This window comes from Aeromonas media, assembly GCF_000819985.1.
Taxonomy (GTDB): Bacteria; Pseudomonadota; Gammaproteobacteria; order Enterobacterales; family Aeromonadaceae; genus Aeromonas; species Aeromonas media.
The window spans coordinates 1-12,003 of the sequence record NZ_CDBZ01000219.1 but is presented as its reverse complement, the minus strand read 5'-3'; the positions used below and the strand labels follow the sequence as shown (position 1 = coordinate 12,003).

At 61.9% G+C, this 12,003-nt stretch carries 15 protein-coding genes and 1 pseudogene; 6 read left to right on the top strand and 10 right to left on the bottom strand.

Translation table 11 applies throughout. The features are described from left to right. Positions 1-398, bottom strand: a pseudogene (locus tag BN1127_RS22555) (signal recognition particle-docking protein FtsY); the annotation flags it as partial. A 111-nt stretch (positions 399-509) separates the two neighbouring features. Here BN1127_RS22555 and rsmD point away from each other — a divergent pair. Beyond that, complete coding sequence (gene rsmD / locus BN1127_RS19635; RefSeq protein WP_042650562.1) at positions 510-1,139, top strand: 16S rRNA (guanine(966)-N(2))-methyltransferase RsmD; 630 nt, start codon at positions 510-512, stop codon at positions 1,137-1,139. 116 nt (positions 1,140-1,255) lie between these two features. Then, a complete protein-coding gene (locus tag BN1127_RS19630) occupies positions 1,256-1,570 on the top strand; it encodes a DUF1145 domain-containing protein (RefSeq protein ID WP_042650561.1) in 315 nt (104 codons plus the stop codon). Between the two features lie 33 nt (positions 1,571-1,603). Here BN1127_RS19630 and BN1127_RS19625 read toward each other — a convergent pair whose 3' ends face one another. Then, the gene (locus tag BN1127_RS19625; protein WP_042650560.1) at positions 1,604-1,969 is read right to left on the bottom strand and encodes a YijD family membrane protein; all 366 of its coding nucleotides are present in this window, start codon (positions 1,967-1,969) and stop codon (positions 1,604-1,606) included. Positions 1,970-1,988: 19 nt separating this feature from the next. After that, positions 1,989-2,609 carry an HTH-type transcriptional repressor FabR gene (gene fabR, locus BN1127_RS19620; protein ID WP_005323438.1) on the bottom strand — a complete coding sequence of 207 codons (621 nt, stop codon included), beginning with the start codon at positions 2,607-2,609 and terminating at the stop codon, positions 1,989-1,991. A 149-nt stretch (positions 2,610-2,758) separates the two neighbouring features. On the opposite strand from fabR, the gene BN1127_RS19615 reads away from it, so the two are divergent. Then, entirely contained in the window at positions 2,759-3,877 is a 1,119-nt protein-coding gene (locus tag BN1127_RS19615; protein WP_042650559.1) for an acyl-CoA desaturase, read from the top strand. Between the two features lie 471 nt (positions 3,878-4,348). Here BN1127_RS19615 and BN1127_RS19610 read toward each other — a convergent pair whose 3' ends face one another. Next, positions 4,349-5,602: a phospholipase D family protein gene (locus BN1127_RS19610; RefSeq protein WP_042650558.1), complete on the bottom strand. Its 1,254-nt coding sequence runs from the start codon at positions 5,600-5,602 to the stop codon at positions 4,349-4,351. Positions 5,603-5,677: 75 nt separating this feature from the next. Between BN1127_RS19610 and BN1127_RS22550 the strand changes: the two genes are divergently transcribed. Beyond that, complete coding sequence (locus BN1127_RS22550; protein WP_171268562.1) at positions 5,678-5,839, top strand: hypothetical protein; 162 nt, start codon at positions 5,678-5,680, stop codon at positions 5,837-5,839. Between the two features lie 3 nt (positions 5,840-5,842). Here BN1127_RS22550 and BN1127_RS19605 read toward each other — a convergent pair whose 3' ends face one another. The 3 genes from BN1127_RS19605 to tatA form a co-directional block, all read right to left on the bottom strand. Continuing rightward, on the bottom strand, positions 5,843-7,303 hold the full coding sequence (locus BN1127_RS19605; RefSeq protein ID WP_042650557.1) for an MltF family protein: 1,461 nt from the start codon (positions 7,301-7,303) through the stop codon (positions 5,843-5,845). Between the two features lie 232 nt (positions 7,304-7,535). After that, positions 7,536-7,838: a YfcZ/YiiS family protein gene (locus BN1127_RS19600; protein ID WP_042650556.1), complete on the bottom strand. Its 303-nt coding sequence runs from the start codon at positions 7,836-7,838 to the stop codon at positions 7,536-7,538. A 14-nt stretch (positions 7,839-7,852) separates the two neighbouring features. Further along, positions 7,853-8,014, bottom strand: coding sequence for a twin-arginine translocase TatA/TatE family subunit (gene tatA / locus BN1127_RS19595; protein WP_005323446.1), 162 nt, complete (start codon positions 8,012-8,014; stop codon positions 7,853-7,855). A 281-nt stretch (positions 8,015-8,295) separates the two neighbouring features. Between tatA and BN1127_RS19590 the strand changes: the two genes are divergently transcribed. Then, positions 8,296-9,300, top strand: coding sequence for a LysR substrate-binding domain-containing protein (locus tag BN1127_RS19590; protein WP_042650555.1), 1,005 nt, complete (start codon positions 8,296-8,298; stop codon positions 9,298-9,300). 30 nt (positions 9,301-9,330) lie between these two features. Here BN1127_RS19590 and BN1127_RS19585 read toward each other — a convergent pair whose 3' ends face one another. Together BN1127_RS19585 and BN1127_RS19580 are read right to left on the bottom strand one after the other, a co-directional pair. After that, entirely contained in the window at positions 9,331-9,930 is a 600-nt protein-coding gene (locus tag BN1127_RS19585) for a YhgN family NAAT transporter (RefSeq protein WP_042650554.1), read from the bottom strand. A gap of 109 nt (positions 9,931-10,039) precedes the next feature. After that, a complete protein-coding gene (locus BN1127_RS19580; protein ID WP_042650553.1) occupies positions 10,040-10,285 on the bottom strand; it encodes a YecH family metal-binding protein in 246 nt (81 codons plus the stop codon). Positions 10,286-10,491: 206 nt separating this feature from the next. Here BN1127_RS19580 and BN1127_RS19575 point away from each other — a divergent pair, with 206 nt between their 5' ends. After that, positions 10,492-11,775 (top strand): dicarboxylate/amino acid:cation symporter, encoded by a 1,284-nt coding sequence (locus BN1127_RS19575; RefSeq protein WP_042650552.1) that lies wholly within the window; start codon positions 10,492-10,494, stop codon positions 11,773-11,775. A gap of 22 nt (positions 11,776-11,797) precedes the next feature. On the opposite strand, the gene BN1127_RS19570 is transcribed toward BN1127_RS19575, so the two are convergent. Beyond that, a partial coding sequence (locus BN1127_RS19570) for a putative signal transducing protein (RefSeq protein WP_042650551.1) occupies positions 11,798-12,003 on the bottom strand: 206 nt, incomplete at its 5' end.

Below are 12,003 nucleotides of genomic sequence, written 5' to 3'. Positions count from 1 at the left end.
GCTTCGGCGGCTTGTGCCTCGGCGGCAACACGGGCGGCTTCCGCAGCCTGGGCCTCGGCAGCAATACGGGCAGCTTCGACGGCTTGTGCTTCGGCGGCAACGCGAGCAGCTTCGGCAGCCTGGGCCTCGGCGGCGATCAGCGCCTCATTGACGATGACGGGCTCGAGTTCGGAGGCCGGTTCCTCCACCACCAGAGGGCCTTCGTCAGGGGTCGCCAGGGGCACCTCGTGCGGTACAGCAGGGGCCTCGGTCAGGGAAACATCAGCGACGGGAGCGGGGGCAACGGGGGCCTCGGACTCGGCGACAGCCGGGGTGGCGTCAGGGGCCTGTGATTGGACGGCCTCAGCCTCTTCTTTCTTGCGGCCGAAACCCAGCCAGGAAAACAAACCTTTTGCCATCTAAAAAATACTCACTTCGTTGGCTGACTGCTAAGATAGCCGTCCCTCGGCGGGTCGGCATAAAAATGAACCGCCTTATACTACCACTTTATTTTCTGACGACGAAACGCGATGCCCAGAGTGAAATCCAGCCGTAACAGCCCGAGCAAGAGCCCAGCCCCCCAGGGGCGAGCGGGCGTGGTAAGAATCATCAGCGGCCAGTGGAAGGGCCGTAAACTGCCGGTCAGGGATGTGGACGGACTCAGACCCACCACGGATCGCGTCAAGGAGACCATCTTCAACTGGCTGGCCCCTCATGTCCGTGGCACCCGCTGTCTCGACCTGTTTGCCGGCAGCGGCGGCCTGGGGCTGGAGGCGTTGTCGCGCTACGCCGAGCAGGTCACCCTGGTCGAAATGGACAAGGGGGCCGCCGATCAGCTCAAGAAAAACCTGCTCACTCTGGGTTCAAGCCAGGGACAGGTGATCCAGGCCGATGCGGTAAGCTGGCTGCAAGGCCCCGCCACCCCCTTCGATCTGGTGTTCCTGGATCCGCCGTTTCGCCGTGAACTGCTGCCCCAGGTGTGCGATCTGCTGGAACAGCGCGGCTGGCTGGCGCCGGACGCCCTCATCTATCTTGAACGAGAAAAAGAGATGAGCGATCTGCCCCTTCCTGCCAGCTGGAAACAACTCAAGGACAAACAAGCGGGTCAGGTCTGCTATCAGCTCTATCTGCGGGACATCCAGGATGACGCTGCGGTTTAAATGCCGGGTAGGTACGGGAGGTGGGCGCTATGCCCCTCCTCGTCAATCTGGGCAACGACTCAAGGACAAGCAGGCCGGTCAGGTCTGCTCTCAACTCTATGTACGGGAGATAAGCGATGAAGCGGGTGTTTAATCTATTGGCGATGGGCGTGCTGTTGTTCTTCTGGCTCGGCGTGGTGCTGGCCCTGCTGGGTACACTGCCGGGCAAACTGAACGGCTTTCTGCCGGTCTGCGGCGTCATCGTGATACTGATGCACTGGGTACAGGCGAGCATGATCAAGGCCGCCTGCAAGCCCTACTTCGCGGTCACTCGCCTCGAATTCACTCAGGTGCTGATCTTCGGCGTGTTCGGCATGATGGAGATCCGGGCCAAGCTGCAAGCCATCATAGATGCCAGACAGAGAGGCGAAACGCCGCCCAGGGTCGACTAACCACCGGCAAATCGAACCAGAAGGAGTGATGCGTCACTCCTTCGCTTTTTTCCCCAGGCTGATCCCGAGCTTGATGGAGAGCACCGCGAGCAGCAGCAGCATGGCGATGAGGGAGAAGAAGTTGCTGCCAAGCTCCGGGTACTGCACCTTGAGCAGCGCCGAATGGCCGAACACCCCGATAAAGAAGCAGAGCAGGATGCAACTGGGGGTATTGCCGACCATGGGCTCGTGGCGATAGTGCTGATAGAGCTGGTAGGCCGCCAGCAGCAGGGCGATCAGGGGGAAGAAGGAGAAGGGCACAACCGACTCGGTCAGCACCGACAGGAAGGCATCACCGCAGATGCCGATGAGCAGGGCCAGCAGCAGGGGTTTCTTCGGGATCGCGTTCGATTCATGCATGGGACTGTCCATCCTTGACTTATGAGAGAGATTCGCGGCGCTTGCGGTTCAGAACCTCGGCGCCCATGGCGATCATTCGCAACTGGCTGATGGTGCGTTCCGACAGTGCCCGGCACTCTTCGGGCGTCATGTCGAGGGCGTCGGCACCGGCACTGAAGACGATGGTGACCATGGCTTCGGCCTGGATGTAGGCCTCTTCCCGTGGCGCCTGTGTGGTCGCCTCCAGATAATCGGTCAGCTCGGCGATGAAGTGCTGGATCTCGCGGGCCACCGCCTGGCGAAACGCCGCAGAAGTACCGGAGCGCTCGCGCAGCAGCAGCCGGAAGATGTTCGGGTTGTTTTCGACGAATTCCATGAAGGTTTGCACCGAGGTGCTGATGACGCTGCCACCACCGGCGATACGCTGGCGCGCCTGGCGCATCAGCTGGCGCAGGGTCAGGCCGCCCTCGTCCACCAGGGTCAGCCCCAGCTCTTCCATGTCGCGAAAATGACGATAGAAGGAGGTCGGCGCAATGCCCGCCTCCCTGGCCACTTCCCGCAGGCTGAGGTTGGAGAAGCTGCGGTTGGCACAGAGTTGACTGAACGCCGCATCGATCAGCGTACGCCGGGTCTTTTCTTTTTGTTGCGCGCGAATACCCACGAAAACAGTCACCTTGCGATTAGCGAGGCCAGATGATAACCCGAAGGCGGGGCCTGGATCAGGTTTGTCTCCGACTTTTTTACCATTGACCCGCATTCCGGCTCAATGGAGAATAGTGGACAGCTGTTCGCTGAATGGAGCCGAGTGAAATGGACCGCCCCCCGATCATCATGACCAACACCCTGCTGTTTGCCCTCTCCGGGCTGACGGCACTGATTGCGGTACCCTGGTATGGCCTGACCCATGGCTATGACCTCTGGCAGTGGAGCAGTTTCCTGCTGCTGTTCTGCTATTGCGGCATCTCCATCACCGCCGGTTATCACCGACTCTGGTCGCACAAGGCCTACAAGGCCCACCCGGCCCTGCAATGGTTCTTCGCCATAGGCGGTGCCCTCGCCCTGCAAAACTCGGCACTCCACTGGTCGTCCGATCATCGTCGTCACCACCGCCACGTGGATGACAATCAGAAGGATCCCTATAGCGCGGGCCGCGGCTTCTGGTACTCCCACATCGGCTGGATGCTGCGTGAATACCAGCGCGAGATCTACCACGACTACAGCAATGTGCGGGATCTGCAGAACAATCCCGTGGTCGCCTTCCAGCACAGGCACTATCTGGCGCTGACCCTGGCCACCAACATCGGCATCCCGCTGCTGCTCGGTCTGATCCATGGGGATCTGCTTGGCATGCTGCTGCTCGCCGGGGTGCTGCGCATGGTGATGACCCATCACACCACCTTCTTCATCAACTCCCTGGCCCACATCTGGGGCAGCCAGCCCTTCACCGACCGCAACAGCGCCCGGGACAACGGCATCCTGGCCTTCTTCACCTTTGGCGAGGGGTATCACAACTTCCATCACCTGTTCGAGAACGACTACCGCAACGGTATCCGCTGGTGGCAGTTCGACCCCACCAAGTGGCTGATCCGCATCGCCGCTTGGTGCGGGCTGGCTAGGGATCTCAGATCCTGCCCTGAGGAGCGAATCGAGCAGGCCAGGCTGGAGATGCAGCTCAAGCGCGCCCAGGCCAGACTGCACAAGCAGGATGACAGGGAGCTGTGGCAGGCGCTGCTGCAGGAGGAGTACGACAAGCTGAGCCTGCAGATCCAGCACTACTACGCCAGCCGCAAGCAGTTGCTGGAGCAGCGCAAGCGCAAGGCGCTGGCGCGCTACGACAGGCTCAGGCTGCAGCTGGAATATCGTAACCTTCGGGATGGCTTCCTCGTTGCCAAACGCAACTGGAGTCGCCTGCTGGCCGGCATCGCCTGAGACGCTCAGGAGCCCGGATCAAGAAGACCGCCTGCTGGCGGTCTTCTTGTATGCGCCCCAAAGGCGAGAAACAAAAAAATGGGGCGACACTCGCATGTCACCCCCTCGCAAATAGCATGTTCCGTATTGGGATCCGGCAATAACGGGGATCTTTTCCGCATCACGGGTTTCCGCTCCCGATCCGCAGTATCTGCCAGAACACTCCGGCCGACCCATTCCCTTACCCCCTTCACCCACACGGCAGGCGAGCCGCCGTGTTTGTCCTTGCAACCGAAATACTACGCAGTTAATTAAAATAAAAAACCGCTTTATACGGACCTCTATGCAGACCGGGTAGCAGCATCAGGGTTCACCACCAGATATAAAGTGATTAAAAACAATACGATAAAATCTCAATCCGGTTTTGGATGGCAAACGTTATCCTCGAAGGCGCACAAGGCTTTGCGAGATCTCGCACAAGCCAGGCCCCTCTCACAGCCAGGGGTACAACGGCAACCAGTCGCTCAGTCGCGCCAGCAGACGCCGCAGCGTCGAGGGGGGCGCCACCACAGGATGCGCCGCTGCCTGTTGCCACCCGCAAAGCCAGTGCCCCAGCTCGGCACAGAGCGCCGTGCAGCGCAGATGCAACATCAGCTCGGTGTTGAGCATCAGGGAGCGGGGATCCAGATTGAAGCTGCCGAGCAGGGCCTCCTCCTCCCCCATCAGGATCAGCTTGGCATGCAGACTGTGAGCCTCACCCGCCAGCTCGGCCAGCACTATGCCCTGCCGCTCCAGCCAGGGGCGGTGGCGCCGATAGGCGCCATACACCAGGGGCACGTCTGTGCTGGCCAGGGAGTTGGTCAGGATCTCGATGCCAACCCCCGCCTGGCGTTGTCGTTTGAGATGGCGGCGCAGGCTCCGGGTCAGGATCAGGTAGGGGCTTACCAACCGCAGCGTCTCCCGATTGCCCGCCAGCTTGCGTCCCAGGCGGGGCGCCGTGGTCGGCCGGGAGATCAATCCCTTGCCGGGCCGGTCAAACCAGCACTCTCCGAACCCCGGATGCCAGCCAAGGGGAACCGGCACCCCATCGAACAGGCTGGCGGGCAGATCGTAGACCATGGCCACCACAGGGTCGGTCAGGGTGAGCAGGAAATCGTTCACTACGTGGATCTCGGCAGGCAGCAGGGGGCGCCGCAACAGGCGCCGGATGGGGTGGCTCCAGCGGCTGCGCCAGAACAACTCGAAGCCCTGCTCGACCTGGCGGCAGAGGGGGCCACGGCAGACCAGATCCAGATCGACGAAGTGAGGGGACGCCCCCAGCCCAAAGTAACGATCGCCGATGTTGCGACCCCCGATCACCGCCTCGCGGCCATCCACCAGCAGCAGCTTGTTGTGCATGCGGTGGTTGATGCGACGGAAGCTGAGCAGGCCTTCCAGCAGCAGGGTCAGGGGGCGCCAGCCCCTCAGCCAGAACGGATTGAACAGGCGAACCTCGATGCCGGGCTCTGCCGCCACCACCTCCAGGAAGCGGTTGTCGCCGGCATAGAGGTCGTCGATGAGCAGCTGAACCCGGACCCCTCGCCGCGCCGCATGGAGCAACTCCGACAGCAGCAGCTTGCCGCTGCTGTCCTCCTCCCAGCTGTAATACTGGGCCTGGATCCGGCTGCGGGCGCCACGGATCAGCTGGCAGCGGGCCTTGAGGGCGGTGCCGGGATCGTCGAGCAAAGCAAAGTCGGCGGTGAGCAAGGGTCATCTCCTTGTCATGAGGCGGTGGCATAACCCAGACAACCGCCCCGATTGCAGCATGTCAAGGAGTCGATGATGGAACTGCGCGACCACCCCTCCCTCAGCCAGCGACCACAGGCCAGCCAGCCGGATCCCACTCCCGCCAGGCTGCTGACCCCCTGGTACCAGCAGCACCGGGATCAGGGCTGGGAGACCCTCCCCCTTGCGCGTGAGGATGGCCTTTCCGACCGGCACTGACGCTCAGGGCTGCGCCGCCTCTATGGCCTCGGATTTGCCCTCCAGCTGGGGCAGGCTGAAGCGGTAGGCTACGTAATACTTGTAGATGGTGCCGACGTAGTTGATGGGCCCCTGGCCGACCTCGTTGGCCACCAGCTGCTCCACGTTGCCAAACCAGACGTTCGGGTCCAGCCCCCTCTCCCTCGCCCTGGCCTGCAGCGCCTGCACCCGGTTCGGGCCCGCATTGTAGGCCGCCAGGGCGAACAGGTGGCGGTTGAGCCTGTCCATCCCAGGATCGTTGAAGTAGGTATCGAGAATGAGCCGCATGTAACGGCAGGCCGCCTCCACATTGCCTTCCAGGCTGGTGAGCCTGGCACCGCGGATCCCCACCTCGCCCCCCGTGCTCGGCAGCAGTTGCATGATGCCGACCGCCCCGCGGTGGGAGCGGACGTTGGGGTTGAGCCCCGATTCCTTGTAGGCCAGCGCCGCCAGCATCAGCCAGTCGAGCTGATATTTGTCGGCCTGGGCTTCCAGCACCTTGCGGATGGTCGACAGCCGCCCCAGGGGATCCGGTGCCAGTATGTTGCTCATCTGGTCACTCTGGGCCATCAGGCGGCGCAGGGTCATGTCGCTGTAGAGGGTGCGTTTGCTCGACTCCGAGATATAGGCGTTCACCGCCTTGAGCAGTTCGGGGCTGTTGTTGCGCAGCGCCCAGGCACTGCGTCCCTTGTCCCGCAGCGGGATCAGCTTGTGGGCCTTGAGGCCCCCTATCATGTCGAGCCAGATCCGTCCCTTGAAGCTGTCGGTGACGGTCAGCGGTATGATGCCGGCCGCCACCATCTCCAGCAGATCCCCGTCCTGCAGGTACTCGGGCACCGTCTCTATGTAGACGGGGGGCAGCCCCAGCTCGCGGAACAGCCAGTTGAGCTGATGCAGGCTCTCGTAATAACTGGAGCTGGCCCGTACCCAGATCCGCCGACCGGAGAGCTGGGTGATGCGGTTGAAGCCCGTCAGCTCCCGCTGGCTCACCACCCACTCCTCAATGGGCGAGATGAGCGGCTGGGAGAAGGTGACCTGCTCGCGCCGGGTCGGCGTCACCGTCAGGTTGGCCGCCACCAGATCCCCCCGCCCCTCGGTGAGATAGTCCAGCAACTTGTCCTGACGCACCGGGATATAGATGATCTTGAGCTTGAGCTTCTCCCTGGCGAGATAGGTCTGGTTCAACCAGCGCTCGAAGCCTTGCAGTTGATTGACCAGGATGCCGTACTGGGCACCCTTGTCGAAGAAGAAGAAGCCCCGTTCATAAACCACCAGGGCCCTGAGTTCCTTCTTTTGCAGTATGTGTTCGAGATCCCCGGGTTGGGGCAGGAGTTTGGGTTTGACGTCCGCAGCGCGCGAAGGGGCATCACCAGGCTGGGAACCGAGATCCGCCGCCAGCAGAGGGAGAGAGCAGAAGACCAGCAGGGCCCAAAGCCATCGCATCATGATGTAGTCACCTTCTGTGGGTCGACTCGAGCCGGATGATTCCCCGCCAAGACAAGGCCTGGAACAGATGACAGAGTGCCATCAGGGTATCAGGTCACCCCTCTGCACCAGAGCGACGCGTGCCGGACTGGAACCGGAACGTCCGTGGGATAACTCACTATACAACGCAAAGAGAGGGAAAAGGCGAGGGGCAACGCAATACGGCAGGCAAGCCTGCCGTCTCATCAGGGGCTCAGATAGAGCGGGCACGCATCTCGAAAATCAGCTTCTCGGCGGTGCAGGTGAATTGCAGGCGGGCCTTCAGGATCACGCCGTCTGCGCCCTGGGTCAGTTCGCTGTCGATCACGGCTTCGGCGGTCACCTGCTTGGCCAGCGCCTCATAGGCTGCCAGCTTGGCACGGGCGTCGGCTTCTGCCGCGGCCTCGATCACCAGCTCCATCACATCGTCGCCTTCACCTATGATGGTGCCGATCTCGGCGAAACAGCCGCAGCTGTCGCAGGTTTCATTCAATTCCACTTTTTCGTCTACAGACATACTTCCACTCCTACTCATTTCGGATGTACTTCATCGTCACGCAAGGCTTTACGAAAATCCCTGATGGCGGTGCCCAGATCCTCACCGGCGCCGGCCAGGCGTTTGCTGCCAAACACCACGACGACGACCACCAGCAGGATCAACAGATGCCAGATATGAATTCCACCAAGTCCCATAGGGCGACTCCTGACAGATAGATACCCGTTGTTTGTATCAAAAGAAGGCGCAACGATTGTTGGGCAAAATCAAGGCAGGCGCAAGTTGGCAGGAAAATCGTCAAAAGACATAAAAAGATACGGCGGCCTTTGGCCGCCGTATGAGTCGGTGCTACTTGTCCCCTCAACCGCTACATCCTGTACCAGCCGCCATGAAGGCGAGAGACAGTTCGAGCATAGGGTCGCCAAGATATGAAAACAAATGGTATAAATTCATCTAAGAATTGAAGAGGATTCATATCATGTTGCTGGAACAGCTCGGGCGCATAGACCTTAATCTGTTGATTATCCTGCAAGTCTTGCTGGAGGAGCGCAATGGCAGCCGGGCTGCCCGTCGCCTGCATCTGAGTCAGTCGGCCGTCAGCAAGGCGCTGGGCCGTCTGCGGGAAACCTTCGACGACCCCCTGTTCGTCCGTTCAGCCTACGGGCTGGACCCCACCCCGCGAGCCCTCGATCTGCAGCAGCAGTTGCAACCCATACTGCTGTCGCTGGACAACCTGATCCAGCCCCCCGCCTTCGATCCCGTCAGCACCGAGCGGGAGTTCGTCATCGCCAGCATGGACAGCGCCTTCACCCTGTTCGCACCGCTCTACCTCAGCGAGCTCAAGCGTCAGGCACCGGGGATCCGGCTGCGTTACGAGGAGTGGACAGAGCACAGCCTGACCGAGATGAGCCAGGGTCAAGTGGACATCGCCTTCACGGTGCGTGAGAACTGCATCAATTCGGATTTCAGGCTGGATACCCTGCCCAACGCCATCTGCCAGCGGCTGCTCGCTATCGATGATCTCACCTGCCTGGTACAGCGGGATCATCCGGCGCTGCGCGAACCCGAGTGGGATCTCCCCCGCTACCTGGCCTATCCCCACGTGCAGACCTATTGCGAGGGGCGCGACCGCTGGATGCTGGATCACAAGCTGGCGGAGCAGGATCTCTATCGCCGTATCGAGGCGACCGTGCCCTCCTTCGAGGCGGCGCTGCGCATGGGCATGCACTCGGACATGATAGTGACCCTGTCACGGCTCTATGCCCGTCATGCGACCCAGGTCTATCCGCTGGTGCCGCTGCCGCTGCCCATCGCCCTCGACAGCATCTCCCACCTGCTCATCTGGCATCAGCGCCACGAGGAGGATCCGGGACACCGCTGGCTGCGGGAGACCCTGCTCGCCCTCATCATGGGCAAGCTGGAGAGCCCCCCCGGCGACCCGTCCCGCGCGGACGAGGCGCTGGCCGTCATGGACGCACAATAAGAAAGGGGCTGCCTGGCAGCCCCTTTCTTCTTACCCCTTGCCCGTCACCGCCAGATAGTGGTGCACGCCATCCAGCAGCATCTGCACCGAGATCATCACCAGCAGCATACCCATCAGCCGCTCCACGGCGGTGAGTCCTCGCTCACCCAGCAGCTTGTTGAACAGCTCGTAGAACATCAGGATCACGGCGCTGGCGCCCCAGGCCATCAGCAGGGCCAGGGACCAGTCCGCCATCCGGGTCGGCTCCTGGTTCGCCAACAGCAGCAGGGAGGCCAGGATGGAGGGGCCCGCTATCATGGGAATGGCCATGGGCACCAGGAAGGGCTCCTCCCCCGCCGCCAGCCCGGTCACGCCACCGGGGCTAGGGAAGATCATCTTGATGGCGATGAGGAACAAGATGATGCCCCCGGCGATGCTGACCGCCTCCTGACGCAGGTTCAGGAAGCTCAGGATCTGCTGACCGGCAAACAGGAAGCCCAGCATGATGCCTAAGGAGAACAGCAGCTCGCGGATCATCACCTTGCGCCGCCGCTTGGGATCGACATGGCGCAGGATGGAGAGGAAGACCGGCAGGTTGCCCAGCGGATCCATGATCAGAAACAACATGACGGCAGCGGAGAACGTATCCATACAGGTTCCCGGGCGTTGCCCAGGCCAAGCCTTTAACAGAGGGGGGAGAGGGCGAAATATAACAAAGGAGACGGGATTCGGCGAGCGCCCCGGTGCGCTCGCCGCGGGATCAGCCGTGGTTGCAGACCTTGTCGGCCCGGGTCTGGAAGCCCTGTTCGGACTCGATGAACTTGCCGCGTTTGGCCAGAAAGTCGATCAGCGCCTCCACATCCATCTCGCTCGCGCTGCAGGTATGGAAACGGGCATCGGCGCCAAAGCGCGCCTCAATCGCCTCCTTGAGGCTGGCCTGGGTAAAATGGCCCCCCTCTTCCAGCATCATCTCCATTACTTCGTGACCGTGTATCGACTGGGACATCTCAAACCTCTTTAATCATCATGTCAGATGTCAATTAGAGCCTGAACCCCGTCTCCCGATCTTGATGTAAGCCAACAAAACGCCTTTTTTAGCGCCCCCAGGCTGGCCGGGAGCATCGCTTTGTCGATAATGTGGCAACCTGATCGGGGGATGGCTACACTAGCGCCCCTTTGCCATCGCAGACAGAAAATAAGGACATTGGCGTCATGCTGTTCCATGGATTGGTCTTCAAGCCCTGGCGGATCTGGACCCGCCGCCCACTCTGGTTGAAGACCCTGCTCGGCATGCTGACCGGGATCGGGCTCGGGCTCGGCTTCAGCGAGCAGGCACTGCTGCTCAAACCCATCGGCGTCCTGTTCGTGAACACCATACAGATGCTGATGGTGCCTCTCATCTTCTGCTCCGTCATCGCCGGTCTCACCGCCCTGCTCAAGGGCAAGACCCTCGACAGGATCGCCGGCAAGGCCATAGGTCTCTACCTCTGCTCCACCGCCGTCGCCATCTGCATCGGCCTGGTGATGGGCTGGCTGCTGGAACCCGGCATGGGCGCCAATATGGGACCCTACGAGCGGACCGGCGTGATGGTGCAACCGACCCTGGCCAGCGTACTGAGTCATCTGGTGCCCCACAACCCGGTGCAAGCCATGGTGGATGGCAAGATCCTGCAGGTGATCGTGTTTGCAGTGGCCCTCGCCCTGGCCCTCAATGCCACCGGGCGGCGCGGCCGCCCCGCCATTCTGTTTTTCACCTCCCTGGCGGAGGGGATGTTCAAGCTGACCCAGATGGTGATGGCGCTGGCCCCCTATGGCGTCTGCGCCCTGATGGCCTGGATGACGGGCAAATACGGGGCGAGTCTGCTGCTGCCCCTGCTCAAGGTGATCGGCGCCGTCTACCTCGGCTGCCTGCTGCATGTGCTCGGGGTCTACAGCAGCCTGCTGATCCTGCTGGCCCGCCTCAATCCGCTGCACTACTTCAAGAGCATCGTCGACGCCCAGGCGGTGGCCTTCACCAGCAGCTCAAGCAGCAGCACCCTGCCCATCAGCCTGGCCTGCGCCGAGCGCCGGCTGGGGGTCTCCCCCGCCATCACCGCCAAGGTGCTGCCCATCGGCGCCACCATCAACATGGATGGCACCGCGCTCTATCAGGGGGTGACGGCGCTGTTCGTGGCCCAGGCGTTCGGGGTGGATCTGCACGTAGTGGACTACCTGACCATCATCAGCATCGCCACCCTGGCCAGCATAGGCACGGCGGGCACACCGGGCACAGGGCTGATGCTGCTGACCCTGACGCTGACCGCGGTGGGATTGCCGCTGGAAGGGGTGGCGCTCATCGCCGGAATAGACAGGATCCTCGACATGGCCCGTACCACGGTCAACGTCTCCGGCGACATCCTGGTGTCAGTGCTGATCGCCCGCAGCGAGAAGGAGCTGGATCTGGCGATCTATCACGATGCCAGCGCGGGTGAGGACATCGACTTCACCCTGCGCTGAGGAGCGAAAGAAGGGAGAGATCTCAGTGATCCTGGGGATCGTGATGACAGCGCCAGCAGATATCGAAGTTGGCGCCGTTCTCCTCCCCGCACTGGCCGCACAGCCAGCCATTGCCCTGGCGCTGCTGGTAGCGCTCGATGATCCTGCCCGCCCGTCGGCGATCCTGCTCGCACACCATCAGGGTGACCTGCAGCAGATCCACGGGCAACTCCCCCAGCGCCCCCGAGA